Annotated in this window: 21 protein-coding genes and 2 tRNA genes; 15 read left to right on the top strand and 8 right to left on the bottom strand. The window is 70.4% G+C overall.

Annotated elements, in window-relative coordinates; translation table 11 throughout:
* Positions 1–174: 174 nt before the first annotated feature.
* From rox to ACF1A1_RS33300, 3 genes are all read right to left on the bottom strand, one after another.
* The gene (gene rox, locus ACF1A1_RS33310; RefSeq protein ID WP_392004913.1) at positions 175–1,602 is read right to left on the bottom strand and encodes a rifampin monooxygenase; all 1,428 of its coding nucleotides are present in this window, start codon (positions 1,600–1,602) and stop codon (positions 175–177) included.
* Between the two features lie 467 nt (positions 1,603–2,069).
* Positions 2,070–2,711 (bottom strand): superoxide dismutase, encoded by a 642-nt coding sequence (locus ACF1A1_RS33305; protein ID WP_392004911.1) that lies wholly within the window; start codon positions 2,709–2,711, stop codon positions 2,070–2,072.
* Positions 2,712–2,843: 132 nt separating this feature from the next.
* A complete protein-coding gene (locus tag ACF1A1_RS33300) occupies positions 2,844–4,229 on the bottom strand; it encodes an amino acid permease (RefSeq protein WP_392004909.1) in 1,386 nt (461 codons plus the stop codon).
* Between the two features lie 361 nt (positions 4,230–4,590).
* On the opposite strand from ACF1A1_RS33300, the gene ACF1A1_RS33295 reads away from it, so the two are divergent.
* Both ACF1A1_RS33295 and ACF1A1_RS33290 read left to right on the top strand, forming a co-directional pair.
* Positions 4,591–5,172 (top strand): biotin transporter BioY, encoded by a 582-nt coding sequence (locus ACF1A1_RS33295; protein ID WP_392004907.1) that lies wholly within the window; start codon positions 4,591–4,593, stop codon positions 5,170–5,172.
* 248 nt (positions 5,173–5,420) lie between these two features.
* Complete coding sequence (locus ACF1A1_RS33290) at positions 5,421–6,278, top strand: hypothetical protein (protein WP_392005004.1); 858 nt, start codon at positions 5,421–5,423, stop codon at positions 6,276–6,278.
* On the opposite strand, the gene ACF1A1_RS33285 is transcribed toward ACF1A1_RS33290, so the two are convergent.
* Positions 6,165–7,634 (bottom strand): amino acid permease, encoded by a 1,470-nt coding sequence (locus tag ACF1A1_RS33285; RefSeq protein WP_392004905.1) that lies wholly within the window; start codon positions 7,632–7,634, stop codon positions 6,165–6,167. The two genes, ACF1A1_RS33290 and ACF1A1_RS33285, sit on opposite strands and share 114 nt — an antisense overlap.
* A gap of 227 nt (positions 7,635–7,861) precedes the next feature.
* On the opposite strand from ACF1A1_RS33285, the gene ACF1A1_RS33280 reads away from it, so the two are divergent.
* Both ACF1A1_RS33280 and ACF1A1_RS33275 read left to right on the top strand, forming a co-directional pair.
* Positions 7,862–8,350, top strand: a complete 489-nt coding sequence (locus ACF1A1_RS33280) for a ribose-5-phosphate isomerase (RefSeq protein ID WP_392004903.1) — start codon at positions 7,862–7,864, stop codon at positions 8,348–8,350.
* A 70-nt stretch (positions 8,351–8,420) separates the two neighbouring features.
* Positions 8,421–9,230 (top strand): Fpg/Nei family DNA glycosylase, encoded by an 810-nt coding sequence (locus tag ACF1A1_RS33275; protein WP_392004901.1) that lies wholly within the window; start codon positions 8,421–8,423, stop codon positions 9,228–9,230.
* Positions 9,231–9,255: 25 nt separating this feature from the next.
* On the opposite strand, the gene ACF1A1_RS33270 is transcribed toward ACF1A1_RS33275, so the two are convergent.
* On the bottom strand, positions 9,256–10,527 hold the full coding sequence (locus tag ACF1A1_RS33270; RefSeq protein ID WP_392004899.1) for a GNAT family N-acetyltransferase: 1,272 nt from the start codon (positions 10,525–10,527) through the stop codon (positions 9,256–9,258).
* A gap of 163 nt (positions 10,528–10,690) precedes the next feature.
* Between ACF1A1_RS33270 and ACF1A1_RS33265 the strand changes: the two genes are divergently transcribed.
* Both ACF1A1_RS33265 and ACF1A1_RS33260 read left to right on the top strand, forming a co-directional pair.
* Positions 10,691–11,875 (top strand): PP2C family protein-serine/threonine phosphatase, encoded by a 1,185-nt coding sequence (locus ACF1A1_RS33265; RefSeq protein ID WP_392004896.1) that lies wholly within the window; start codon positions 10,691–10,693, stop codon positions 11,873–11,875.
* Between the two features lie 19 nt (positions 11,876–11,894).
* Positions 11,895–12,344, top strand: coding sequence for an HD domain-containing protein (locus ACF1A1_RS33260; protein ID WP_392004894.1), 450 nt, complete (start codon positions 11,895–11,897; stop codon positions 12,342–12,344).
* Here ACF1A1_RS33260 and ACF1A1_RS33255 read toward each other — a convergent pair.
* Positions 12,341–13,489, bottom strand: a complete 1,149-nt coding sequence (locus ACF1A1_RS33255; RefSeq protein ID WP_392004892.1) for an acyltransferase family protein — start codon at positions 13,487–13,489, stop codon at positions 12,341–12,343. The two genes, ACF1A1_RS33260 and ACF1A1_RS33255, sit on opposite strands and share 4 nt — an antisense overlap.
* Before the next feature lie 410 nt (positions 13,490–13,899).
* Between ACF1A1_RS33255 and ACF1A1_RS33250 the strand changes: the two genes are divergently transcribed.
* Positions 13,900–14,094, top strand: a complete 195-nt coding sequence (locus tag ACF1A1_RS33250) for a hypothetical protein (RefSeq protein WP_073491582.1) — start codon at positions 13,900–13,902, stop codon at positions 14,092–14,094.
* A 227-nt stretch (positions 14,095–14,321) separates the two neighbouring features.
* On the opposite strand, the gene ACF1A1_RS33245 is transcribed toward ACF1A1_RS33250, so the two are convergent.
* Positions 14,322–14,392: transfer RNA gene (locus ACF1A1_RS33245), tRNA-Gly, on the bottom strand.
* Positions 14,393–14,558: 166 nt separating this feature from the next.
* Here ACF1A1_RS33245 and ACF1A1_RS33240 point away from each other — a divergent pair.
* From ACF1A1_RS33240 to clpX, 5 genes are all read left to right on the top strand, one after another.
* Positions 14,559–14,635: transfer RNA gene (locus ACF1A1_RS33240), tRNA-Pro, on the top strand.
* A 183-nt stretch (positions 14,636–14,818) separates the two neighbouring features.
* The gene (tig, locus tag ACF1A1_RS33235) at positions 14,819–16,210 is read left to right on the top strand and encodes a trigger factor (protein WP_392004890.1); all 1,392 of its coding nucleotides are present in this window, start codon (positions 14,819–14,821) and stop codon (positions 16,208–16,210) included.
* Between the two features lie 488 nt (positions 16,211–16,698).
* Positions 16,699–17,307 carry an ATP-dependent Clp protease proteolytic subunit gene (locus tag ACF1A1_RS33230; RefSeq protein WP_186281042.1) on the top strand — a complete coding sequence of 203 codons (609 nt, stop codon included), beginning with the start codon at positions 16,699–16,701 and terminating at the stop codon, positions 17,305–17,307.
* Positions 17,308–17,505: 198 nt separating this feature from the next.
* A complete protein-coding gene (locus ACF1A1_RS33225) occupies positions 17,506–18,186 on the top strand; it encodes an ATP-dependent Clp protease proteolytic subunit (RefSeq protein WP_392004888.1) in 681 nt (226 codons plus the stop codon).
* Positions 18,187–18,378: 192 nt separating this feature from the next.
* Positions 18,379–19,668, top strand: coding sequence for an ATP-dependent Clp protease ATP-binding subunit ClpX (clpX, locus tag ACF1A1_RS33220; protein ID WP_133926274.1), 1,290 nt, complete (start codon positions 18,379–18,381; stop codon positions 19,666–19,668).
* Between the two features lie 71 nt (positions 19,669–19,739).
* Here the strand turns inward: clpX and ACF1A1_RS33215 are convergent, their stop codons facing one another.
* Positions 19,740–20,720 (bottom strand): hypothetical protein, encoded by a 981-nt coding sequence (locus ACF1A1_RS33215; RefSeq protein WP_392004886.1) that lies wholly within the window; start codon positions 20,718–20,720, stop codon positions 19,740–19,742.
* Positions 20,721–20,856: 136 nt separating this feature from the next.
* Between ACF1A1_RS33215 and ACF1A1_RS33210 the strand changes: the two genes are divergently transcribed.
* The 3 genes from ACF1A1_RS33210 to ACF1A1_RS33200 all read left to right on the top strand — a co-directional run bounded on the left by ACF1A1_RS33210 (position 20,857) and on the right by ACF1A1_RS33200 (position 25,556).
* Positions 20,857–23,481 carry a valine--tRNA ligase gene (locus ACF1A1_RS33210; protein WP_392004884.1) on the top strand — a complete coding sequence of 875 codons (2,625 nt, stop codon included), beginning with the start codon at positions 20,857–20,859 and terminating at the stop codon, positions 23,479–23,481.
* Between the two features lie 188 nt (positions 23,482–23,669).
* A complete protein-coding gene (locus ACF1A1_RS33205) occupies positions 23,670–25,190 on the top strand; it encodes a bifunctional folylpolyglutamate synthase/dihydrofolate synthase (protein WP_392004882.1) in 1,521 nt (506 codons plus the stop codon).
* A gap of 9 nt (positions 25,191–25,199) precedes the next feature.
* Positions 25,200–25,556 (top strand): DUF4233 domain-containing protein, encoded by a 357-nt coding sequence (locus ACF1A1_RS33200; protein WP_392004880.1) that lies wholly within the window; start codon positions 25,200–25,202, stop codon positions 25,554–25,556.
* Positions 25,557–25,593 lie beyond the last annotated feature (37 nt).

Raw genomic sequence — 25,593 nt, 5'->3', positions numbered from 1 at the left:
CGCACCCCCTCGCCCCCTCGCCGGCAGCATCCGCTGTCTGGTCGAGCGGGCGGGCGGGCGCCGGTTCCCCGACGCCGGGCGGCCGACCTCGGCGTCGTCGCCCACGTCATCCCCATCCCCGGATCAAGGGAACCGCCGGAGACGGGTCCCGCCCTCGCGAGCCCGCGCGTGCGCTCAGCCGACGGCGGCGCCGAACCACTGGGGCAGCCGGCCGAGCAGATCCTGCTGGTCCTCACCGGCCCACACCACGTGACCGTCCGGCCGCAGCAGCACCGCGGGCACGTCCAGCTCCTCGCTGACGTCGACGACGTGGTCGACCCGGTCCGACCAGCCCGCCACCGACAGCCGGCCGGTCTGGTCGAGCAGCAGCCCGCGGCCGCCGTGCATCAGCGCGTAGAGGCGCCCCCGCTTGAGCCCCACGTCCCGCAACCGCCGGCCGAGCAGCTCGTGACCCTCGCCGACGTCGTAGCGGACCCCGATCCCACTGATCTTCTCGATCAGGTACCGGTTCACCTCCTCGAAGTCCATCAGCTCCGACACCAGCCGGCGCACCGCCCGGGGACCCGGCTCGGGGGACAGCAACTCCATCTGCGCGCGGGTGTTGTCCAGTACGTCGGCGGCCACCGGGTGCCGTTCGGCGTGGTAGCTGTCCAGCAGTCCCTCCGGTGCCCAGCCGCCCACCTCGGCGGCCAGTTTCCAGCCGAGGTTGAACGCGTCCTGGACGCCCAGGTTGAGCCCCTGCCCGCCGGTCGGCGGGTGGATGTGCGCCGCGTCGCCGGCCAGCAGCACCCGGCCGACGCGGTAGCGCTCGGCCAGCCGGGTGGCGTCGCCGAACCGGGAGAGCCGGCGTGGTGAGTGCACGCCGAAGTCGGTGCCGGCCAGCACCCGCAGCCGCTGCTGGAACTCCTCGAAGGTCGGCGGGACCGTGCGGTCCTCGGCCAGCCCCTCCGCGGGCACGATGACGCGGTACACCCCGTCCCCCATGGGCATGGTGCCGAACCGCAGATGCGTCTTGCGGACTTCGGCCACCACGGCGGCCAGCGTCTCCGGCGGCACGGCCACCTCCACCTCGCCCAGCAGCGTCTCGGTCCTGGCGGGCTCGCCGGGGAAGCCGACGCCGAGCAGCTTGCGCACCGTGCTGCGGCCGCCGTCACAGCCCACGAGGTAGCGCGAGCGCAGCCGCGTGCCGTCGGCCAGCCCGGCGGTCACCCCGTGTTCGTCCTGGCTCAGCCCGACCAGTTCGCAGCCGCGCCGGATCTCGGCGCCGAGCTCGGTGGCGTGCTCGGTCAGCAGCCGCTCGGTGACCGCCTGCGGGATGGCGAGGACGTACGAGTGCGCGGTGTCCAGCCGGTCGGGCCACGTCCTGCCGATGCCGGCGAAGAAGCCGCCGGTCGCGAACCGCTGGCCGCGCGCGAGGAACCGCTCCAGCAGACCGCGCTGGTCCATCATCTCGACGCTGCGCGCGTGCAGACCGAGCGCGCGGGAGAGCCCGGTCGGCGCCGTCTCCCTCTCCAGCACGACCACGTGCACGCCGTGCAGCCGCAACTCGCCGGCCAGCATCAACCCCGTCGGTCCACCACCGGCGACAATCACGTCAATCATCAGAACCCCCCATTTCGACACGGTCGCGTTTCGGCCGGCTGCTCCTCGGTTTCGACGCCCGCGGCACCCATACGCCGCGAAAGGCGCACGTATTTCGCGAATCCCTGATTTCCGCAGCTTCCGGCCTCGGTCGGAGATTCTGCAGGAGGACCCCGGTCTTGCCGCAAGGCCCCTGGTGCGCTATACGTTGAGAGTGGCAAGGAGTGGGTGACCTCCTTGCCTTTCTTTTTGCCGAGCGCGGCTTTTCGTTGAACGGGGCTTCCGTCGAGCGCGGCTTTTCGGCGAGCGAGACTTTTCGTCGAGCGGGGTTTTTTCGTCGAGTGGGGCTTTTTGCCGAGCGCGCCCATGGGTACGGCCCCGCGCGTCGGCCCCCCGGAGGGGCACCGCACGCACGGGGCCGTACCGTGCTCGCCCGCCGTCGTGAAGGGTGAGAAGACGATCACGAGGCGGGACGCTTCACGGGGAGTTCAGGGCGCCAGCAGCAGCACGTCCGCACGCGACTTCGCGGCCTCGTAGCGCCGTGCGACGTCCTGCCAGTTGACGACCTCCCACATCGCCTCGACGAAGTCGACCTTCTGGTTGCGGTACTGGAGGTAGAAGGCGTGCTCCCAGGCGTCGAAGACGAGGATCGGGGTGGAACCCTGACCGACGTTGCCCTGGTGGTCGTAGACCTGCTCGACGATCAGGTGGCCGCTGAGCGGCTCGTAGGCGAGGACGCCCCAGCCGGAGCCCTGGGTGGTCGCGGCGGCCTTCGAGAGCTGCGCCTTGAAGTGCGCGAAGGACCCGAAGGACTCGGTGATCGCGTCCGCCAGCTCTCCGACACCGTCCGCCGCGAGGGGCTCGCCGCCGCCCTCGCCGGTCATGTTGTGCCAGTAGATGCTGTGCAGGATGTGCCCGGACAGGTGGAAGGCCAGGTTCTTCTCCAGGCCGTTGACCGACCCCCACTGCTCCTTGTCCCGTGCCTCCGCGAGCTGCTCCAGCGTGTCGTTGGCGCCCTTCACATAGGCCGCGTGGTGCTTGTCGTGGTGCAGCTCGATGATCTCGGGGCTGATCACGGGGGCGAGCGCCGCGTAGTCGTACGGCAGCTCGGGAAGCGTGTAGACGGGCATGGGGGTTCCCCTCCGAACCTCTTATTGCAAAGAGCTTGCAGGTGCAGGCTAGCAACAAGAAGCCGGGTGCGGGCAAGAAGGAGGCCCCCACGTGTGATCACGTGCGGGCCTCGGGCCCGGGCGAACGGAGGCTCAGGCCCTGGTGCGCGCCCTCTGCCAGGCGTATCCGACGACCGCCAGCAACAGCGTCATCCCGCCCGTCGAGTACAACTGCACGCGCGTGTCGGGCTCCCGGGCCATCAGGACGAAGATCGCCGCCATGCCGGCCAGCGCGACCCACGTCAGCACCGGGAACGCCCACATCCGCACGACGAGCTTCCCGGGCGCCTCGCGCTCCAGCCGGCCGCGCAGCCGCAGCTGCGAGACGGCGATGAAGATCCAGACGACCAGGATGACCGCGCCGATCATGTTCAGCAGCCAGGGGAAGACGTCGTCGGGCCGCCAGTAGCTGAGCACCACGCAGACGAAGCCGAAGACGCAGGAGGCGAGGACCGCGATCCTCGGCACCCCGCCCGACACCCGGCCCAGCGCCTTCGGGCCCTGCCCCCGCTCCACCAGGGAGTAGGCGATGCGCGAGGAGCCGTAGATGTTGGCGTTCATCGCGGACAGCAGCGCGGCCAGGACGACCACGTTCATCAGCTGGCCGGCGCCCGGGATGCCGAGCTGGTCGAGGGCGGCGACGTACGGGCCCTTCTCCACGACCGCCTCGGAGTCCCAGGGGACGAGGGTGACGATGACCGCCATCGAGCCGATGTAGAACAGCGCGATGCGCCACATCGCCGTACGGACCGCGCTCGCCACGCCGCGCACCGGGTTCTCCGACTCGGCCGCGGCGATGGTGACGGTCTCCAGGCCGCCGTAGGCGAAGACGGAGGCGAGGAGGCCGACGACCAGGCCCTCGCCGCCGTTCGGGAGGAAGTCGGTGAGGTGCGAGGTGCCCGGGGAGTCCGTGCCGGGCAGGAGCCCGGCGACGGCCAGCACGCCGAGCACCAGGAACAGCGTGATCGCGCCGACCTTCAGGGCCGCGAACCAGAACTCGAACTCGCCGAAGTTCTTCACGGCGGCCAGGTTCGTCGCGCAGAAGACGACCATGAACAGCGCCACCCAGGCCCACTCGGGCGTGCCCGGCAGCCAGCCGGTGACGATCTTCGCGGCGCCGATGCCCTCCAGGCCGACGGCCGTGCAGAGCAGGACCCAGAAGGACCAGCCCGCGGTGAAGCCCGCCCACGGTCCGATGGCGCGCTCGGCGTGCGCGGAGAAGGAGCCCGAGGACGGATACGCGGCCGACATCTCGCCCAGCATCCGCATCACCAGCATCACGAGGAGACCGGAGAGGGCGTAGGCGAGGACGATCGAGGGACCGGCGGCGGCGATGCCCGCGCCGGACCCGACGAAGAGACCCGCGCCGATGACGCCGCCGAGGGCGATCATCGACAGGTGGCGCTGTTTGAGGCCGTGGGACAGGGAGGCGGCGGCGTCCTCGTGGGGCGGCGACTCGACCTGGGTGGTACTGGGCATGGGCGCGGCTCGTCCAATGCGTGAGAGGGCAAAAACGCCCACAGTCTGGACAGCCCTTCCGCGAGGACGGAGAGACTGCCCACCATCCGGACGCGTCCGGCACCCAGCGTCGTCGCCCGGTTACGGCGGCCCGGTCGTCCCGATTGGTGGAACCCTACAGACGCCCGTCACCCCGTCCCCGTATCAGGAACCACGTCACCTCAGTGACCAGTGTCACGCCGTACCGTGTGTAACCACCCTTCTTTGTCGGGAGACCACCAAGCCCGCGAAGGACCGTTTGTCGACCACTGACGGTGATCGTCCCGAGCCCCCTGGGATAGCGTCGCGGTGTCCCGTCCCGCCCCGACCCCGCGGAGTCCCCATGAGCACCGCCGCCGCCACCCCCGTCCGCCCAGGACAGGTCCTCGCCGACCTCCTCCCGGCGTCCCGTGTCCGGGACGTCGCGCTCGTGCTCGGCGGTGCCGCGCTCACCGGCCTCGCCGCCCAGCTCTCGGTGCCCGTTCCCGGCTCCCCGGTGCCGGTGACCGGCCAGACCTTCGCCGCGCTGCTCGTCGGCACGACCCTGGGCGCACAGCGCGGCTTCTTCGCCCTCGCGGTCTACGCCGTGGCGGGCGTCGCGGGCGTCCCGTGGTTCGCGCAGGGCACCTCCGGCGCGACCGCCGTCTCCTTCGGCTACATCCTGGGCATGATCCTCGCCTCCACCGTGGTCGGCGCCCTGGCCCGCCGCGGCGCGGACCGCAGCGTGTGGCGCATGGCGGGCGCGATGCTGGTGGGCGAGGCGATCATCTACGCCGTCGGCGTCCCCTACCTGGCCTACGCCGCCGACATCTCCGCCTCCGCCGCGATCGCGGCCGGCCTCACCCCCTTCCTGATCGGTGACGCGCTCAAGGCGGCCCTGGCGATGGGCCTGCTGCCCACCGCCTGGAAGTTCGCCAACCGCTGATCCCCCGACGCCGGCCGGCACCGAAGAGGTTCGCCGGGGTCGTGTGCACCTCGACCCCGGCGGACCTCTTCCGCGTTTCCGCGTCATGAAGCCGCGCCACGCGGTCGCCCGGCTCCCGGCTTCCCTACTCCCGGTCTCCCGGCTCCCGGTCTCCCGGCTCCCGGTCTCCCGGCTCCCGGTCTCCCGGCTCCCGGCTCCCAATTTCCCGTCCGCCCGATCCTCGCTCGTTGGTCGGCTCGCCCGACTACATGGCTCCCGAGCGCATCTCCGGCCGTCCGCAGGGCCCGCCCTCCGACGTGTGGTCCCTGGGCGCCACCCTCCGCGCGGCCCGGGCCGGCCACTCGCCCTCCTCCCACCACATGACCCTGGCGACCCTGCACGCGGCGCTCTACGAGGAACCCGAACTCCCGCCCGCCCCAGGACCGTTGCGCGCCTGGCCGCCCTCCTGGAGAAGGAGCCGACGGTGCGCGCCTGCCTCACCGACCTGGAGTCGGCCCCGCCCCGTGGCGTTCCCCGCACCCGAAGCGCCGGGACCACGGGACCCGCGCCGCCCGGGATCGCCCCCCCGACCCCACTCCCCGCGGGACCCGCGCCCGCACCGCCCGCCGCACGACCCTGACGGCCGCCGCGGCAGCCGTGGCCCTGGTGGTGGCCGCAGCCGTCGCGATCGTGCTCGCGCCGCGCCCCGGATCCGGCGACGGCGACGACCGGGCGGCCTCCTCGCCCCAGCCGTCCGCCACCGTCCCGACCCCGGACCCGCACAGCGCGTCCCCCACCGTCGAGGACAGGGCGGCAAGTCGTACCGGATCACCACCTGGTGCGCGGCGGAGCCCGAGACGACGGCACCGCGCACGTACGGGACGGTGAAGGACAGCTTCACGGTGCTGCGACGCCGCGACATGGAAGAAGGGACCTGCGAACGCAGGCCCCTTCTTCCGGACTACGGGACTACGGGACTACGGGACTACGGGACTGACGGGACCGCGCCGGGACTACTTGACGGCGTCCTCCAGGACGGCGTCCTGCCCGCTGTCACCCTGCCCCTTCCCCTTCACCATCTCCTTCACGAAGGCGATCACGAGGACGACGGCCGCGACGAGCAGTGACAGCAGCACGGTCTCGCGCCCGTCGTGCTCCGTGTCGGTCAGCATGTAGGCGAGGACGAAGACGATCAGCGCGGCGGTGGCCCAGGTCAGGTACGGGTACAGCCACATCCGCACGACCAGCTTCTCCGGTGCCTCGGCCTGGATGATCTTCCGCATGCGCAGCTGCGAGAAGCAGATGACGAGCCAGACGAACAGGGCGACGGCGCCACTGGAGTTGACCAGGAAGAGGAAGACGGAGTCCGGGAACCTGTAGTTGAAGAAGACGGCGACGAACCCGAACACCACGGAGGCGATGATCGCCGCCATCGGCACGCCACGGGACGTCGTCCGGGCGAACGCCTTCGGCGCGTCCCCGCGCTGCCCCAGCGAGAAGGCCATGCGGGAGGCGGTGTACAGCCCGGAGTTGAGGCAGGACAGCACGGAGGTCAGGACGATGAAGTTCATGATCTGACCGGCGTGCGCGATGCCGAGGGAGTCGAGGGCGGCGACGTAGGAGCCCTTCTCCTTGATGGAGGGGTCGTTCCAGGGCAGCAGCGAGACGACGACGAAGATCGACCCGAGGTAGAAGACGGCGATGCGCCAGATGATGCTGTTGGTCGACTTCGTGACGGCCCGCTGCGGATCCTCCGACTCACCCGCCGCGAGGGTCGCGATCTCACTGCCCATGAAGGAGAAGACGACGAGCAGCACACCGGTGAGGATGGCGCCGGGCCCGTTCGGCAGAAAGCCGCCGTGGTCCACGAGGTTGCCGAGCCCGGCCTTCTCACTGTCGGCGCCGGGCAGCACGCCGAACACGGCGAGCCCGCCCACCACGATGAAGGCACCGATGGCGAAGACCTTGATGCCGGCGAACCAGAACTCGAACTCGCCGTAGGAGCCGACGGAGACGAGGTTGGTGGCGGTCAGCACCACCATCACGATGAGCGCCCAGCCCCACTGCGGAACGGCGGGAATCCAGGACTCGAGGATCGCGGCGCCCGCGGTGGCCTCCACGGCGAGCACGACGACCCAGAAGAACCAGTACAGCCAGCCGATGCTGAACCCGGCCCAGGGGCCGAGCGCGCGGTCGGCGTGCGCGGAGAACGACCCGGAGGTCGGGTTGGCCGCGGACATCTCCCCGAGCATCCGCATCACCAGCACCACGAGCGTGCCGACGAGAGCGTAGGAGAGAAGGATGCCGGGCCCGGCGGTGGCGATGCCGGAGCTGGAACCGACGAACAGTCCGGCTCCGATGACACCGCCAATGGCGATCATCGAGAGATGGCGGTTCTTGAGGCCCGCCTGGAGGCCGGTACCGGGATCGCCGGGACCTCCGGGGCCGTTTTCGGCCTTCGTCAGGGTCGGCTGCGAAGTCATGGAACGGATTTCCTTTGCGCCGCGTGGGGGTGTCTCCCGTACGAGCGGTGTACGGGCTCCACCCGGGGTGTTCGAGCCGGTCCAGTGAATCGGAGGCGTACGAATACAGGAACCTTTGAATCCAGATCGTTACTTGAGGTTTTCCTGAGGTTCTGTAGTGTTGCTCACGCTTTTCAGGCAGGACACCCGGCGCTGCCACCCGGCAACACGCGTGTCACACTCATCCCATGCGCGTGTATCTCGGCTCGGACCATGCAGGTTTCGAACTCAAGAACCACCTCGTCGAATGGCTGAAGGCGGCGGGTCACGACCCGGTCGACTGCGGCCCCCACATCTACGACGCCCAGGACGACTACCCGCCCTTCTGCCTCCGCGCCGCGGAGCGCACGGCCGCGGACTCCGACTCCCTCGGCATCGTGATCGGCGGCTCCGGCAACGGCGAGCAGATCGCCGCGAACAAGGTCAAGGGTGTCCGCGCCGCCCTCGCGTGGAGCGAGGAGACGGCTTCCCTCGGCCGGCAGCACAACAACGCCAACGTCGTCGCCGTCGGCGCCCGCATGCACAGCCAGGACGAGGCGACGAAGTTCGTCGAGACCTTCCTCAACACGCCGTTCTCCGGTGACGAGCGCCACATCCGCCGCATCGACATGCTCTCGGCGTACGAGACGACCGGCGACCTCCCGCCCATCCCGGCGCACCACCCGCAGCAAGGCTGACGCAGAACCCGCCCACCCTGCTCCCACCGGGACGGGTGGGCGGGAGCAGGGCAGGAAAGGACGCCGCACCGTGCCAGAGGGGCACACCATTCACCGGCTGGCCCAGGACTACGCCGCCCGCTTCTCCGGCGGGCCGGCCCTCCTCACCAGCCCGCAGGGCAAGTTCTCCGACGCCGCCGCCCTCCTCGACGGCACGGTCCTGCACACCACCGAGGCCCACGGCAAACACCTCTTCCTGGGCTTCGGCAACGACACCTGGATCCACATCCACCTCGGCCTCTTCGGCAAGGTCACCTTCGGCGACGCGCCCGCACCCCCGCCCACCGACACCGTCCGCCTCCGCCTCGCCAACCCCACCGCCTACGTCGACCTCCGCGGCCCCACCACCTGCGCCCTGATCACGGACGACGAGAAGCGCGCGATACACGGCCGCCTCGGCCCGGACCCGCTCCGCGCCGACGCCGACCCCGAGACCGCGTACCACCGTGTCTCCCGCAGCCGTACGACGATCGCCGCCCTCCTCATGGACCAGAAGGTCGTCGCGGGCGTGGGCAACGTCTACCGCGCCGAGGTCCTCTTCCGTCACCGCATCGACCCGTACCGTCCGGGCAGGGACATCACCCCGGCCGAGTGGAAGGCGATCTGGTCGGACCTCGTCACCCTCATGCGCGAGGGCGTCCGCACCAACCGCATCGACACGGTCCGCCCGGAACACACCCCGGAGGCGATGGGCCGCCCACCCCGCGTCGACGACCACGGCGGCGAGGTCTACGTCTACCGCCGCACCCACCAGCCCTGCCACCTCTGCGGCGACGGAATCCGCACCGCCGACCTCGCCGCCCGCAACCTCTTCTGGTGCCCGACCTGCCAGAAGAACTGACGCCCGGCCGCGAAAACCCGGCGGCCTAGAACCCGTGCGGAAGCCAGGGCGCCACCGCGGTCCCGAACCCCACCGAGGCCTCCGTCAGCGCCCCCGCCCGCAGCTCCCGCACCCGCCCGGCCGCCGCCAACGAGGCAAGGCTCACTCCTCCGAGGTACGCCGCCCCCAACTCCCGTACGGACAGCGCGAGATCGGCCGCGTCCGCGGTGCGCACGCAACTCGCCCCCTTCGTGTCGCCCGACAACCGCCAACGCCCCGCGTTCCACGGGCAGAAGGCGTCCTCCACCTCCAACACCACGTCCACCGGCGCCTGATAGGTCCGTGCCCCCAGCGCGGCCCCCACGTCGACCAGCCGCACGAACAGCGCGTCCCGCACCCGCAGTCGGCACCGCCGTAGGTCGGAGACGAGATACTGCCAGGCCTCGTCGAGCGGCCGTCCCCGCACCTTCAGGGAGGTGGTGAGGTCGATGCCGAACAGGAACCGCCACAGCGCCGCCTCCGCCGCGGGCTCCACCGCGGCCAGATCCTGCACCACCACCTGCCCGTTGTGCCCGGTGTCGGTCCACTCCGGCCTGACCCGGAACCGCACGTACCCGACGGTCTCCCCGCCGCGCTCGGCGACCACGCACTGCAACGGCGACGCCCCGTCCCGCTCGCTCTCCGGATCGAGCACCCCCAACCGCTCCCACCCCGGCCGCTGCGCCAGCATCCCGGGACGCCTCGGCACGGTCCGCGCGTACACCGCCGCACACCGGTCGAGGACGTCGACGGGCGCGGCGTACCGCAGCCGTACGTCGTCCGTCCCGTCCGGGACGGACAGCCGCACCCGGTCGGTGTCGATCTCCGCGCTCACCCCGAAGGTCGCCGCACCGTACCCGAACCGCCCGTAGATCGCGGCCTCGGAGGCGGTGAGCACCGCCAGCGGCTCACCCCAGGCGCGGACGTCGTCCAACTGCCGCCGCATCATGGACGTCAGCACCCCGCGCCGCCGGTGCGTGGCGGTCACGCCGACCATCGTCACGCCCGCGGCCGGCACCGAGGCCCCGCCGGGCACCGTCAGCCGGAAGTCGAACGCCCCGGCCGTCCCCACCAACTCGCCCCCGTCCCAGGCCCCGAGGGAGCGCTCGCACAGGGTGAGCCCTTTCCACAGCGCGCGTTCCTCGTCCGACTCCTCGACCCCGCCGAAGGCGCGCAGCAGGGTGTCGTACCACGTGTCCCAGTCCTCCGGCCGCAGCACCCGCAGCTCGGCCACCGGGGGGCCGGCGCGGCCCGTCGTACCCGTCGCCTCAGTTGTCATGGACCCATGCCTAGCAGCCCATTGCGGGGCGAGCCAGGGAATTTCTCCCTCTGCGCGGCGCGAGCGCTTTCCATGTCGTTCACTGTGAAGTCGAGCCTCGGACGGGGGACAAGTGGGACCTCCCGTGCCAAGCGGTGGGTTGGATGGATAGGGTCCCGAACTAATGGCAGCAGGACGACAGCGGCGCTCGGAAGCCGAGACGTTGACGGCCCGGTTCAAGCACCTGGTGCACCGGGTCCGCACCGGCGTGCGCAGAAGCGCCGTGGACTACTTCCGCGGCGACGGTTCGGACTGGATCGCGCTGGCCGGCCTGCTGCTCACCGTCCCGCTGATCGCGGCCACCACACTCGCCAACTCGGTGTGGTGCTCACCGGCCGCGCTGGTCCTGCCGATCGTGGCCGGCGGCCTGCTGCTGCGCCCGGCGAGCCTGCTCGGCCTGTACGCGGCGGCGGCCACCGCCCTGATCGTGGAGTCGGTGCAGCTCGGCCCCTACACCGAGGGCCCCTCCCGGGTCACCCCGGGCGTGGTCCTGGTCGTGGCGGCCTGCGGTTTCTTCGGTCTCCTCATCGCCCAGTTCCGCAGCCGGGTCGGCGTGCCCTGGCGGCGCGGCGGCACCATGCTCTTCGACCTGCGCGAACGCATCCGGGTACAGAGCAAGCTGCCGAAGCTCCCGCAGGGCTGGCACCGCGAGATGGCGCTGCGGCCCGCCGGGGGCCAGTCGTTCTCCGGTGACTTCGTTGTCGCGGCCCGCACCAACGGCGGCCGCACCCTGGAGGTCGTCCTCACGGACGTCTCCGGCAAGGGCATGGACGCCGGCTCCCGCGCCCTGCTCCTGTCCGGCGCCTTCGGCGGCCTGCTCGGCAGCCTTCCCCCGCACGCCTTCCTGCCCGCCGCCAACGGCTACCTCCTCCGCCAGGACTGGGAGGAGGGCTTCGCGACCTCCATCCACCTCGTCCTCGACCTCGACTCCGGCGACTACGAGCTGTACTCGGCCGGGCATCCGCCGGGCCTCCAGCTCAGCGCGGGCAGCGGCCGCTGGGAGGAGAAGGCCGCGGAGGGTCCGCTGCTCGGGGTGTACGAGGGCGCCCAGTTCGACCCGGTGAAGGGCTCCCTACGCCCCGGTGACGTGCTGATGCTCTTCACCGACGGCCTGGTGGAGACCTCCGACCGCGACATAGTCGAGGGCATCGACCGCCTCACCGGCGAGGCCGACCGCTATGTCGCCGGCGGTTTCCAGGGCGCCGCCTGGCACCTGATCGAGGCGGTCGCCAAGGACGTCAACGATGACCGGGCCCTGCTGCTGATCTGCCGCGAGGGCCCGACGGCCCAGACGGTCCCGGTCCACTGACACCACCCGCGGGAGTCCCATGCTCACCCTGACCGAGGTCGAGGCGCTCGCCCGCGCCGCCCACGAGGGCCGGACCGACAAGGCGGGCCGCCCCTACGCCGAGCACCTCCGGGCGGTCGCGGAGGGCGTACGGTCCCGGGGCGGCGACGCCGACCAGATCGCGGCGGCCTGGCTGCACGACGCCGTCGAGGACGACGCCCTCACCGAGGACCGGCTGCTCGGGGCCGCGCTGAGCGACCGCACGAAGGCCATCGTCCTGGCCGTCACCAAGCGGGCGGGGGAGACGCCGGAGGCGTACGCGGCACGCATCCGCGCCACCCCCGGCGCGCTGCTGGTGAAGGAGGCGGACCTGGCGCACAACGCGGACCCGGCCCGCCTGGCCGTCCTGGACGAACCGACCCGCACCCGGCTGAGCGGGAAGTACGCCCGGATGCGCGCACTCCTCGGCCTCGGCCACGAGCACGCCTAGGCGTTGACCTTCTCGCGCTCGCGCGACGTCTCCTGCGGCTGCCGCTCCCGGGCGAGCTCGGCCGCGTCCCGCTTGAAGGCCCACTCCATCCTCGGTTCCACCACGAACCGGAACACCTGTCGCACTGGCCTGGTGCACAGCAGGGTGACGAACACGGCCACCCCGACGGTGACGGCGATCTCCCCGAGCGGGCGGTGCAGCGCGGGGTGGTCGAACCAGCCGCGGTAGTCGGCGGCCTTGAGCGCCAGGCCGTGCAGCAGATAGCCGTAGAGCGTGCCCGCGCCGAGCGCCGTGAACCACATCGTGCGGCCCGGCACCCAGGAGAGGAAGCAGGCGGTCAGCAGCAGGGAGCAGCCGAACAGGGCGAGCTGCATGACGGGACCGACCCACCAGGGGACGCCCAGTTCCTGCGCGGAGTTGCGGTGGTAGAGCCATCCGCTGTTCATCCGCGGCACCGCCCACCAGCAGAAGGCCAGCGCGAAGGCGAACACCGGCACGGCCGCGATCCGGACCGAGCGCCGGCGCACCAGCCGGAAGTGCTCCGGCTTCAGGTTCAGGCCCAGCACGAAGAACGGCAGGAACTGAAGGACGCGCTGGAGGTCCAGGTCGTCACCGATGTCCGGGGTGACGGACGCCAGCATGGCGATGCCCAGCGCGAGCGGCAGCGGATACCGGACCAGCTTCCAGAAGGGGGTGGTCAGCCGCCAGATGAGCAGCGCGCACAGGAACCAGGTCAGGTAGTAGGGGTCGAGCAGGCTGATGTCCTGGGGGACGCCGTCGACGTACGTCTTCAGGAGCGGGTACGCGGTCTCGAAGACGATGTACGGCACGACGATGCCCGTCACCAGCCGCTTCAGCCTGCCGGGACTCCCGTCGAAACCGCGGGAGAAGAAGCCGGAGATGAGGATGAAGGCCGGCATGTGGAACGCGTACACCAGCACGTACGCCGCCGTGAGCACCCGGCTGTCGCCCTTCAGCGGCTCCCAGGCGTGCCCGACGGCCACCAGCACGATCGCCATGTACTTGGCGTTGTCGAAGAACGCGTCACGCTGCTTTGACCGTCTGTCGGGGGACTGGTGGTGCTGATCTTTCTGGTTCTGGGGGGAGCGCGGACTCGGCACGAGAGACGAAGCGGCGTGGAACATCTGAGGCACCCTAGCGTTGTCTGTGGCAATGCGTAAAACGTGCCACGTCATCGCGATGTCATTCCTCAATTGACCGGGGCGAGGCTCCCCTCGTCGCCCAGGATGTCACGATTCATCCCGACTAAAAGGTGCATAACGCCGGTTGTGGGGGTGTTGTTGGCGCCCCTGTGCTCGTAATTCGAAATACCTGCACGCCCGTTGTGAATTTCCGGAGGAAGAGTGCCGTCGAATTGTTGTGCGGCAGGGCTTCCGGAGGGGTTCGGTGCCGCCCGCGGATGGGGAGTTGCCGTCTCCGATGTCTCACCGGCCGCATAGGGAGGCCGGGTTGGTGGCACGATGGTCTCTGGCGGGGGTGTGCGGGCTGGCACTCCCGGGCCGGGAGAGCGGACCGACCAAGGGTGTGATCAGTTGTGGCCATTTCACTGTCAGTGGTGCTGCTGTTGGCGATCGTCCTGGTCGTACTGATCCGGGGAGGGTCGATCAAGGCGGGCCCCGCCATAGTCGCGATCCTGTTCGGTTTCTTCCTGGCCTCGACCGGCATGGCCCCGTCGATCAACCGCTTCCTCAACTCCCTCGCGGAAACGATCAACTCGATCAGCTTCTGAGGCCTTGATCAGCCCCGGGGTCTCGACCAGTCCGTGAGGCCTTGATCAGCTCCGGGGTCTCGATCAGCCCTCCGGGGTCTCGATCGGCCCGCTGAGGCCTTGATCAGTCCCGAGGTCTTGATCAGCCCCGAGGCCTCGATCGGCCTCCGGGGTGGAGCGGTCCGGTCCGGGAAAACACCAGGGGCCGGACGGAAGGCTGACCTTCCACCCGGCCCCGGGCCGTACAGAGCGGGCGACGGGAATCGAACCCGCGTAGCCAGTTTGGAAGACTGGGGCTCTACCATTGAGCTACGCCCGCACAGGACGCGCCGCTGGTCGGACGACCGCGGCACTGGAGGCATCGTAGCGGGTCGGCCCCCTCGCCCGCACACCCCGTTTCCGGCCCCGCCGCCCCGCGCCCGGAGGGCTCGGCGAATGCGGCGGTCGGGCGGCCTGCGGGCATGTACCCTACGTCTCGCACCAGACGGGGTGTGGCGCAGCTTGGTAGCGCGTCCGCTTTGGGAGCGGAAGGCCGTGGGTTCAAATCCCGCCACCCCGACCACCTGCGCGATCATCCGGGCGCCTCGCCGCTGATCGTCTTTTGGGCCGTTCAGCGGCTGCGGTTACTATGCAAGCTGCGCGCCCGTGTGTCCGGCCTAATCGGCCTACCTCCTCCGGGCGGCGAATCGCCGGACCTGTCTGGCTCCGGCGAAACCCAAGAAGTCAGCCACAAGGAGACCGAACCGTGAAGAGCGCCGTGGAGACCCTGAACCCGACTCGGGTTCGGCTCACTGTCGAGGTGCCCTTCGAGGAGCTCAAGGACAGCCTCGACGCGGCGTACAAGAAGATCAACCAGCAGGTCACGGTGAAGGGCTTCCGCAAGGGCAAGATCCCCGCCCGGGTCATCGACCAGCGCTTCGGCCGTGGTGCCGTGCTGGAGGAGGCCGTCAACGACGCCCTGCCGAAGTTCTACACGGAGGCGGTCAACGAGGCCGAGATCGACGTTCTCGGCCAGCCCGAGGTCGACATCACCGAGCTGAAGGACGGCGAGACGCTGAACTTCACCGCCGAGGTCGACGTCCGTCCCGCCCTGGAGCTCCCCGAGGACTTCTCCTCCATCGAGGTCGAGGTCGACGCCGTCGAGGTGACGGACGAGGACGTCGAGAAGTCGGTGGAGCAGCTCCGTGAGCGCTTCGCCTCGACCTCCCCGGTCGAGCGCGCCGCCCAGGACGGCGACGTCGTCACGGTCGACCTGCAGGCCAAGGTCGACGGCGAGGTCCTCGAGGACGGCGTCGCCAACGGCGTCTCCTACACCATCGGCTCCGGCGAGCTCCTCGAGGGCATCGACGACGCCGTGAAGGGCCTGGAGGCCGGTGGCGAGACCACCTTCACCTCCGAGCTCAAGGGCGGCTCCGGGGCCGGCCGGGAGGCCGAGGTCACCGTCAAGGTCACCCAGGTCGCCGCGCGCGAACTGCCCGAGCTGGACGACGACTTCGCGCAGCTCGCCTCCGAGTTCGACACCCTCGAGGAGCTGAAGGCCGACAGCCGCAAGCGCCTCGCGAACATGAAGCAGTACGACCAGGCCACCCAGGCCCAGGAGCGCGTCCTGGAGAAGCTCCTGGAGCTCGTCGAGGTGCCCGTCCCCGAGAAGCTGCTCGAGGACGAGATCAACACCCGCAAGCACAACCTGGAGCACCACCAGCTCGGCCAGATGGGTCTGACCCTCGACAAGTACCTGGAGATCCAGGACAAGACCGCCGAGGAGTTCGAGACCGAGACCCGCGAGGCCGCGGTCAAGGGCATCAAGACCCAGTTCGTCCTCGACGAGCTGGTCAAGCGCGAGAAGCTCAACGTCAACCAGGAGGAGCTCACCGAGCACCTCATGCGCCGTGCCGCCTCCTCCGGCATGTCGCCCGACCAGTTCGCCCAGGCGGTCGTCGAGGGCGGTCAGGTTCCGCTCCTGGTCGGCGAGGTCGCCCGCGGCAAGGCCCTGGCCCTGGTCGTCGAGTCCGCCACGGTCAAGGACACCAACGGCGAGATCATCGACCTGGACGACGAGGAGGAGGAGTCCGAGGAGGCCGCCGCCGAGGCGAGCACCTCCGAGGCGGACGCCTCCGAGGAGAAGACCGAGGGCTGAGCAGCCTCGCGTCACCTCTGACGTACGGACGACGGGCCCCGGGACTCTCTCTCCCGGGGCCCGTCGGCGTCCCTGAGGGGGCGCGGGCCGTGTCGGTGCGCGGCCCGCGCCGCGCGGGCCCCTCCAGGCGTTCGGGGCGGCGTGGCCGTCGGCCGCGATCTGTCTGACGGCGGCCGCCGCCGGACCGGCCACCTCGCACCCGTGGGCCCGGCGGGTTTCCGCACCGCCGGACCGGCCACCCCGACCGGCGGGCCCGGCGTTTCCCCACCGCCCCGACGAGACCGCACCGCTCACGCGCCGTAGGCCCGCGCTACGCCCCCGGCGAACACCCACCTCTCCGGGATTCCCCGAAGGGACCCGCGCGTTAGGGTCCATGAATACGAGGGCAGGGGAGTCGCCGAACCGCCGGACGGCTCCGCGCCCCGGCAGAACACGTGAGACGGCCCGGCGCCGTCGTAAGACGAGCAGGTGGATACGTGACGAATCTGATGCCCTCCGCCGCCGGCGAGCCTTCCATCGGTGGTGGCCTCGGTGACCAGGTCTACAACCGGCTGCTCAACGAGCGGATCATCTTCCTCGGCCAGCCGGTCGACGACGACATCGCGAACAAGATCACCGCACAGCTGCTGCTCCTTGCCGCCGACCCGGACAAGGACATCTACCTGTACATCAACAGCCCCGGCGGTTCGATCACGGCCGGCATGGCGATCTACGACACCATGCAGTTCATCAAGAACGACGTGGTGACCATCGCCATGGGCCTCGCGGCCTCGATGGGTCAGTTCCTGCTCAGCGCGGGCACCCCCGGCAAGCGCTTCGCGCTGCCGAACGCCGAGATCCTGATCCACCAGCCCTCCGCGGGCCTGGCGGGCTCCGCCTCGGACATCAAGATCCACGCCGAGCGGCTGCTGCACACCAAGAAGCGCATGGCCGAGCTCACCGCCCAGCACACGGGCCAGACGATCGAGCAGATCACCCGCGACTCGGACCGCGACCGCTGGTTCGACGCCTTCGAGGCCAAGGACTACGGCCTCATCGACGACGTGATCCCCACGGCCGCCGGCATGCCGGGCGGCGGCGGTACCGGGGCGGCGTAAGGGCCGGCCACGGCAGCAGGGCCGCGCCGGGGCTCCCCGGGCCTCCAGGGTCCCGCCGGAGCCTCCCGGGCCTCCCGGGACCCGCGCAAGCCCCGCAGGGCCTCCACGGGTCCCTCAGGGCCCCGCGGACCCCGAGCCGTCAGTGCCCCCACCCAGCCCCTCCAGCCCACCGCCCCAGCCCTCTCTCCAGGAGACACCGTGAACGACTTCCCCGGCAGCGGCCGGTACGACCGCGCCAGCGCCGAGTACACCGGCCCGACGGCCGAGTCCCGCTACGTCATCCCGCGCTTCGTCGAGCGCACCTCCCAGGGCATCCGCGAGTACGACCCGTACGCGAAGCTCTTCGAGGAGCGGGTGATCTTCCTGGGCGTCCAGATCGACGACGCCTCCGCCAACGACGTCATGGCGCAGCTGCTGTGCCTGGAGTCGATGGACCCCGACCGGGACATCTCGGTCTACATCAACAGCCCCGGCGGCTCCTTCACGGCGCTGACCGCGATCTACGACACGATGCAGTTCGTGAAGCCGGACATCCAGACGGTCTGCATGGGCCAGGCGGCCTCCGCCGCCGCCATCCTGCTGGCCGCCGGTACGCCCGGCAAGCGCATGGCGCTGCCGAACGCCCGTGTGCTGATCCACCAGCCGTACAGCGAGACCGGCCGCGGCCAGGTCTCCGACCTGGAGATCGCCGCGAACGAGATCCTGCGGATGCGCTCGCAGCTGGAGGAGATGCTGGCCAAGCACTCCACCACGCCGATCGAGAAGATCCGCGAGGACATCGAGCGCGACAAGATCCTCACGGCCGAGGACGCGCTCTCGTACGGCCTGATCGACCAGATCATCTCGACCCGGAAGATGAACAACACCTCGCTGCGCTAGCGGGCGAGGGGGAGTATCGTCTGCCGCCCCTTGGCACGGTGTGGCACGGTCCATGTGGAAGTGCGTGGACGTGAACCGTGCCAAGGGGGGCCCGAACGGGGGGCCCGGCAAGGTACCGTCGACATAAGGCAGCACCAGGAGCCGCTGGACTCTTAGGGTCCAGGCGGTTCCCAGGCGAAGGGGAAGCACACCGTGGCACGCATCGGTGACGGCGGCGATCTGCTCAAGTGCTCGTTCTGCGGCAAGAGCCAGAAGCAGGTCAAGAAGCTCATCGCAGGGCCCGGTGTGTACATCTGCGACGAGTGCATCGACCTCTGCAACGAGATCATCGAGGAAGAACTCGCGGAGACCAGTGAGGTCCGCTGGGAGGAACTCCCGAAGCCGCGCGAGATCTACGAGTTCCTCGAGGGCTACGTGGTCGGCCAGGAGGCCGCCAAGAAGGCCCTGTCGGTCGCGGTGTACAACCACTACAAGCGCGTCCAGGCCGGTGAGAACGGCGGCGGTCAAAGCCGTGAGGACGCCATCGAGTTGGCGAAGTCCAACATCCTCCTCCTGGGCCCCACGGGCTCCGGCAAGACCCTCCTCGCGCAGACCCTGGCGCGCATGCTGAACGTTCCGTTCGCGATCGCCGACGCCACGGCACTCACCGAGGCGGGGTACGTCGGCGAGGACGTCGAGAACATCCTGCTGAAGCTGATCCAGGCCGCCGACTACGACGTCAAGAAGGCCGAGACCGGGATCATCTACATCGACGAGATCGACAAGGTCGCCCGGAAGAGCGAAAACCCGTCGATCACGCGCGACGTGAGCGGTGAGGGCGTGCAGCAGGCCCTGCTGAAGATCCTCGAGGGCACCACGGCCTCGGTGCCGCCGCAGGGCGGCCGCAAGCACCCCCACCAGGAGTTCATCCAGATCGACACGACGAACGTGCTGTTCATCGTGGGCGGTGCCTTCGCGGGACTGGAGAAGATCATCGAGTCCCGGGCCGGCGCCAAGGGCATCGGCTTCGGCGCGACGATCCGCTCCAAGCGGGAGCTGGAGGCCAAGGACCAGTTCGAGGACGTCATGCCCGAGGACCTGGTCAAGTTCGGCATGATCCCCGAGTTCATCGGCCGGCTGCCCGTGATCACCTCGGTCCACAACCTGGACCGCGAGGCGCTCCTGCAGATCCTCGTCGAGCCGCGCAACGCGCTGGTGAAGCAGTACCAGCGCCTCTTCGAACTCGACGGCGTGGAGCTGGACTTCGAGCGCGAGGCCCTCGAAGCCATCGCCGACCAGGCGATCCTGCGCCAGACGGGCGCCCGCGGTCTGCGCGCCATCATGGAGGAAGTCCTCATGTCCGTGATGTACGAGGTCCCCTCCCGCAAGGACGTGGCCCGCGTCGTCATCACCGCGGACGTCGTCCACTCCAACGTCAACCCGACCCTGATCCCGCGCGACGCGCGCAACGGCCGGGGGCCGGGGGAGCAGAAGACGGCGTAACCGCCACCCCGTGACACGACACGACGAGGGGCCCCGGTCAACCGACCGGGGCCCCTTCGCAGTTGCGGGCGTCAGGCCTTCACGCGGACTTCCTCGCGCAGCTTCGTGGTGATGTCGATCGCCACGTCCTTGGTGATGCCCGTCGTGGCGTCACCCGGGGAGACCATGGCGATGGTGCTGTAGTCGGCCCACGCGCAGAACCAGTCGGTCTTCTCCTGCTTGGTGGTCTTGTCCGTGCCCTTGGCCGCCTGGCACTTCATCACCGCGCCGTCGAGGTCGGCCTCGACGGGCTCGCCCACCAGCTCGGTCTGGGTGCCGGTCGAGCCGGAGGAGTCCTCCTCGGACGACTTCTTGAAGTTGGTGAAGAACGTGTCCAACGCCTTCTCCGGGTCGGCGACCTCGCCGTACGCGCCGGCGAAGGTGATGCCCTTGGCCGTCGCCAGCTCGGTCTCGTCGGGCAGCGTGCTCGGGTCCTCGGGGTCGTACCCGGACAGGTCGGCCGTCGAGTAGATGCCGATGACGGACTTGCCGTCCTTGACGCCGCTCTTCTCCAGCTCCGCCACCGAATCGTCGCCGGCGCTCGCGCCGTCCTCGGAGGCCCGCGTGTAGTCGCTGAGCACGGTGGTCGGCGTCGTCAGCTTGTGCGCGCCGTCGTCCTTCAGGCCGCCCGCGCCGCCGCCCCCGCCGATCACGAAGTACGCGCCCACGCCGATCGCCGCGACGACCGCGACCGCGCCGATGACGATCCCGGCCGTCTTCTTCCCGCCGCTCGGCGCCGGTGGCTGCGGCATGCCGTAGGGGGCCTGGCCGTACGGGGGCTGCTGGCCGTAAGGGGCCTGGCCGAGGGGCTGGGTGGGCGACTGCTGGCCGTACGGACCGGGCTGCTGGCCGTAGGGCGGGGTCTGGGGTGGGGCGCCCTGCGGGGACTGCTGGGGGTAGCCGTAGCCGGGCTGGGGGGCCTGCGGCTGCTGGCCGTACGGACCCGGTTGGCCGTACGGACCGGGCTGCTGAGGCTGCTGCCCGCCGTACGGGCCCGGCTGGTTGTAGCTCATCTCTGGGTTCCCCTCCAGATGCTTATGTGGTTTTCACATCCTGGCCCAGAGGCCAAGGGGCCACGGCGGCGGGGCCCTCACCGTTACAGAACAAACGCGTTTCGGGACCGCGTCGTGACACCTCTAAACTGAGCCCGTGACCGAGAACGCTCAGCAGCAGCCACCAGCGCCCCACACCGAACTGCCGACCCAGTACGCGCCGGCCGATGTAGAGGGGCCGCTGTACGAGCGCTGGGTAGAGCGTGGCTACTTCGAGGCCGACGCCAAGAGCGACAAGCCTCCGTACACCATCGTCATCCCGCCGCCGAACGTCACGGGCAGCCTGCACCTCGGGCACGCCTTCGAGCACACGCTCATCGACGCCCTGACCCGCCGCAAGCGCATGCAGGGTTACGAGACGCTGTGGCAGCCCGGCATGGACCACGCCGGCATCGCCACCCAGAACGTCGTCGAGCGCGAGCTCGGCAAGGAGGGCAAGTCCCGGCACGACCTGGGGCGCGAGGCGTTCGTCGAGCGCGTCTGGCAGTGGAAGGCCGAGTCCGGCGGGCAGATCTCCGGGCAGATGCGGCGCCTCGGTGACGGCGTCGCGTGGTCCCGCGAGCGCTTCACCATGGACGAGGGCCTGTCCCAAGCCGTCCAGACGATCTTCAAGCGCCTCTACGACGACGAGCTGATCTACCGCGCCGAGCGCATCATCAACTGGTGTCCGCGCTGTCTGACCGCCATCTCGGACATCGAGGTGGAGTACCAGGACGACGACGGCGAGCTCGTCTCCATGATGTACGGCGAGGGGGACGACACCATCGTCGTCGCCACGACCCGCGCCGAGACCATGCTCGGTGACACGGCCGTCGCCGTTCACCCCGAGGACGAGCGGTACAAGCACCTGGTCGGCAAGCTCATCAGGCTGCCGCTGACCGACCGCTCCATCCCGGTCGTCGCCGACGAGCACGTCGACCCCGAGTTCGGCACCGGCGCCGTCAAGGTCACCCCGGCCCACGACCCGAACGACTTCGAGATCGGCCAGCGCCACGGCCTGCCGTCCCTGACGGTGATGGACGAGCACGCGGTCATCACCGCGCACGGTCCCTTCCAGGGCCTGGACCGGCTGGAGGCCCGCTCCGCGATCGTCGCCGCGCTGCGCGCCGAGGGCCGGATCGTCGCCGAGAAGCGGCCGTACGTCCACTCGGTCGGGCACTGCTCGCGCTGCAAGACCACGATCGAGCCGCGGCTGTCCATGCAGTGGTGGGTCAAGGTCGGCCCGCTGGCCAAGGCGGCCGGTGACGCCGTCCGCGACGGACGCGTCAAGATCCATCCGCAGGAGATGGAGAAGCGGTACTTCGACTGGGTCGACAACCTCCACGACTGGTGCATCTCGCGGCAGCTGTGGTGGGGCCACCGCATCCCGGTCTGGTACGGGCCGGAGGGCGAGGTCGTCTGTGTCGGTCCGGACGAGGAGCCGCCCTCCGGCGAGGGCTGGCACCAGGACACGGACGTCCTCGACACCTGGTTCTCCTCCGGCCTGTGGCCCTTCTCGACGCTCGGCTGGCCCGAACAGACCGAGTCGCTCGCGAAGTTCTACCCGAACTCCGTCCTGGTCACCGGCTACGACATCCTCTTCTTCTGGGTCGCCCGGATGATGATGTTCGGCCTGTACGCGATGGACGGCACCCCGCCGTTCCACACCATCGCCCTGCACGGCATGGTCCGCGACCAGTTCGGCAAGAAGATGTCGAAGTCCTTCGGCAACGCGGTCAATCCGCTGGACTGGATGGACAAGTACGGCTCCGACGCGCTGCGGTTCACCCTGGCCCGGGGCGCCAACCCCGGCGTCGACGTCCCGATCGGCGAGGACTGGGTCCAGGGCTCCCGCAACTTCGCCAACAAGATCTGGAACGCCACGCGCTTCGCGCTGATGAACGGCGCCACGGTGGAGGGGCCGCTGCCGGAGCCGTCCGCCATGTCCTCGACGGACCGCTGGATCCTCTCCCGGCTGAACTCGGTGGTCGCCGAAGTCGACGCGCACTACGACGACTTCCAGTTCGCGAAGCTGTCCGACGCCCTCTTCCACTTCGCGTGGGACGAGGTCTTCGACTGGTACGTCGAGCTGTCGAAGACGACGTTCGCCGCCGGCGGCGAGGCGGCCGAGGTCTCGAAGCGCATCCTCGGCGAGGTCCTGGACGTCACGCTGAAGCTGCTCCACCCGGTCGTCCCGTTCGTCACGGAGACGCTGTGGACCACCCTCACGGGTGGTGAGTCGGTCGTCATCGCCGAGTGGCCGACGGACAGCGGCTTCCGGGACGCCGAGGCCGAGCGCGAGATCGGGACCCTCCAGTCCGTCATCACCGAGGTCCGCCGCTTCCGCGCCGACCAGGGCCTCCAGCCGGGCCAGCGGGTCCCCGCCCGGCTGACGCTGGACGGTACGGCGCTGGCGCCCCACGAGGCGGCCATCCGCCAGCTGCTGCGGCTCCAGCCGGAGGGCGAGGCCTTCTCGGCCACGGCGACCCTGCCGGTGGCGGGGGCCACGGTCGCGCTGGACCTGTCCGGCACGATCGACGTGGCGGCGGAGCGCAAGCGGCTGGCGAAGGACCTGGCCGCCGCCGAGAAGGAGAAGGCCCAGGCCACCGCCAAGCTCGGCAACGAGGCGTTCCTGGCCAAGGCGCCGGACCACGTGGTGGAGAAGATCCGGACGCGGCTGGCCAAGGCGGAGGAGGACATCGCCCGCATCCGGACCCAGCTGGAGCGGCTGCCGCAGGCGTAGGCGTCCGTACGTCGGTGAAGGCCCCCAGAGCTGTCTCGGCGCCGGGGGCCTTCCCGTCCCCAGGGGCGCGTCGCGGCGAACCGGGCGACCAGCCCCACACCGCCCTCGGCCGAGGGAGTCACCCGCCGCCCGGAACCGGCCGCTGAGCCACCGCACGCCATGTCACCGCGGCTCCGTAGACTGACCCCGTGAGCGAGCTCCCCCCGAACGGCAACCACGACCAGCCCGACCCCCTCGACTCCTTCGAGGAGATCATCGCGGCCGAGACCGACCGCGACCCCGACCTCGCGGTCATCGAGGCCGGCAGCCGCACCCTGCGCACGCAGGGCGGTCCGCCGCAGGCCGATGTGCCGGCGCGGCCCGAGGACCCCGAGGTCGACAAGGCCCTGCGCGAGGTCGAGGCGGAGCTGGCCACGCGGTGGGGCGAGACCAAGCTGGAGCCCTCCGTCAGCCGGATCGCCGCGCTGATGGACGTGCTGGGGGAGCCGCAGCGGTCGTACCCGTCGGTCCACATCACCGGGACCAACGGCAAGACCTCCACCGCCCGCATGATCGAGGCCCTCCTCGGCGCCTTCGAGCTGCGGACCGGGCGGTACACCTCGCCGCACGTGCAGTCGATCACCGAGCGCATCAGTCTCGACGGGGCGCCCATCTCCGCCGAGCGGTTCATCGAGACGTACCAGGACATCAAGCCGTACGTCGACATGGTCGACGCGCAGCAGGAGTACCGGCTGTCCTTCTTCGAGGTGCTCACCGGCATGGCGTACGCCGCCTTCGCCGACGCGCCCGTCGACGTGGCCGTCGTCGAGGTCGGGATGGGCGGTTCCTGGGACGCGACCAACGTCATCGACGCGGACGTCGCCGTCGTCACACCGATCGACCTGGACCACACCGACCGGCTCGGCGAGACGCCCGCCGCGATCGCCGCCGAGAAGGCCGGCGTCGTCAAGCAGGACGCGACGGTCATCCTGGCCCAGCAGCCGGTCGAGGCCGCCCAGGTCCTGCTGAAGAAGGCCGTCGAGGTCGACGCGACCGTGGCCCGGGAGGGGCTGGAGTTCGGGGTCGTGGCCCGGCAGGTCGCCGTCGGCGGTCAGCTGCTGACCCTGCGCGGGCTGGGCGGCGAGTACGGCGAGGTGTACCTCCCGCTGCACGGCGCCTACCAGGCCCACAACGCCGCCGTCGCGCTCGCCGCCGTCGAGGCGTTCTTCGGCGTCGGCTCCCAGCGGCCCGAGCCGCTGGACATCGACACCGTCCGCAAGGCCTTCGCTTCCGTGTCGTCGCCGGGCCGCCTGGAGGTCGTCCGGCGGTCGCCGACCGTCGTCCTCGACGCCGCCCACAACCCGGCCGGCGCCCGCGCCACCGCGGAGGCGATCGGCGAGGCGTTCGACTTCAGCCGGCTGATCGGCGTGGTCGGGGCCAGCGGGGACAAGAACGTGCGCGGGGTGCTGGAGGCCTTCGAGCCGATCTTCGCGGAGGTCGTGGTCACCCAGAACTCCAGCCACCGCGCCATGGACGCCGACGAGCTGGCCGCGATCGCCGTCGAGGTGTTCGGCGAGGAGCGCGTCCAGGTCGAACCGCGGCTGCCCGACGCCCTGGAGGCGGCGATCACGCTCGCCGAGGAGGAGGGCGAGTTCGCGGGCGGTGGCGTGCTGGTCACCGGTTCCGTCATCACGGTCGGGGAGGCCCGACTGCTTCTCGGGAAGGGCTGAGTCCTCCACATGCGTACGCTCTGTTCCTCGACCCTGATCGGCGAGTTCCTCATCATCGGGTTCGCCGGTCTGGTCGCCATGAAGGACCCCGGCCTGTCCACGTCCACGGTGTGGACGGTGTGCGGTGTCGCGATGCTGCTGAGCCTTCTGCTCTGCGGCGTGGTCACCCGGCCCGGCGGCGTCGTGCTCGGCTGGGTCCTGCAGATCGCGCTGGTCGCGTCCGGTTTCTTCGTGCCGATGATGTTCGTGCTGGGGGTGCTCTTCGGGGCCCTGTGGTGGGCGTCCGTGCACTTCGGCCGCAAGATCGACGAGGCGAAGGCCCGCTTCGCCGCCCAGGCCGACTCCTCCGCTGCTGACGCTGCGTAACAGGCGTCCGGACACGCCCTGTAATCTCGTCCCACCG

Origin of the sequence: Streptomyces sp. NPDC014995, from assembly GCF_043080745.1 — a bacterium.
GTDB lineage: Bacteria > Actinomycetota > Actinomycetes > Streptomycetales > Streptomycetaceae > Streptomyces.
This window is presented reverse-complemented; position numbering and strand designations above follow the sequence as displayed.

Coding starts and splice junctions, on each gene's coding strand:
- ACF1A1_RS33285 (WP_392004905.1), bottom strand. CDS start 7,634: ATGACTTCGCAGCCGACCCTGACGAAGGCCGAAAACGGCCCCGGAGGT.
- ACF1A1_RS33260 (WP_392004894.1), top strand. CDS start 11,895: ATGCTCACCCTGACCGAGGTCGAGGCGCTCGCCCGCGCCGCCCACGAG.
- ACF1A1_RS33295 (WP_392004907.1), top strand. CDS start 4,591: ATGAGCACCGCCGCCGCCACCCCCGTCCGCCCAGGACAGGTCCTCGCC.
- ACF1A1_RS33280 (WP_392004903.1), top strand. CDS start 7,862: ATGCGCGTGTATCTCGGCTCGGACCATGCAGGTTTCGAACTCAAGAAC.
- ACF1A1_RS33255 (WP_392004892.1), bottom strand. CDS start 13,489: ATGTTCCACGCCGCTTCGTCTCTCGTGCCGAGTCCGCGCTCCCCCCAG.
- ACF1A1_RS33200 (WP_392004880.1), top strand. CDS start 25,200: ATGCGTACGCTCTGTTCCTCGACCCTGATCGGCGAGTTCCTCATCATC.
- ACF1A1_RS33290 (WP_392005004.1), top strand. CDS start 5,421: ATGGCTCCCGAGCGCATCTCCGGCCGTCCGCAGGGCCCGCCCTCCGAC.
- ACF1A1_RS33265 (WP_392004896.1), top strand. CDS start 10,691: ATGGCAGCAGGACGACAGCGGCGCTCGGAAGCCGAGACGTTGACGGCC.
- ACF1A1_RS33300 (WP_392004909.1), bottom strand. CDS start 4,229: ATGCCCAGTACCACCCAGGTCGAGTCGCCGCCCCACGAGGACGCCGCC.
- ACF1A1_RS33215 (WP_392004886.1), bottom strand. CDS start 20,720: ATGAGCTACAACCAGCCGGGCCCGTACGGCGGGCAGCAGCCTCAGCAG.
- ACF1A1_RS33270 (WP_392004899.1), bottom strand. CDS start 10,527: ATGACAACTGAGGCGACGGGTACGACGGGCCGCGCCGGCCCCCCGGTG.
- ACF1A1_RS33230 (WP_186281042.1), top strand. CDS start 16,699: ATGCCCTCCGCCGCCGGCGAGCCTTCCATCGGTGGTGGCCTCGGTGAC.
- rox (WP_392004913.1), bottom strand. CDS start 1,602: ATGATTGACGTGATTGTCGCCGGTGGTGGACCGACGGGGTTGATGCTG.
- ACF1A1_RS33305 (WP_392004911.1), bottom strand. CDS start 2,711: ATGCCCGTCTACACGCTTCCCGAGCTGCCGTACGACTACGCGGCGCTC.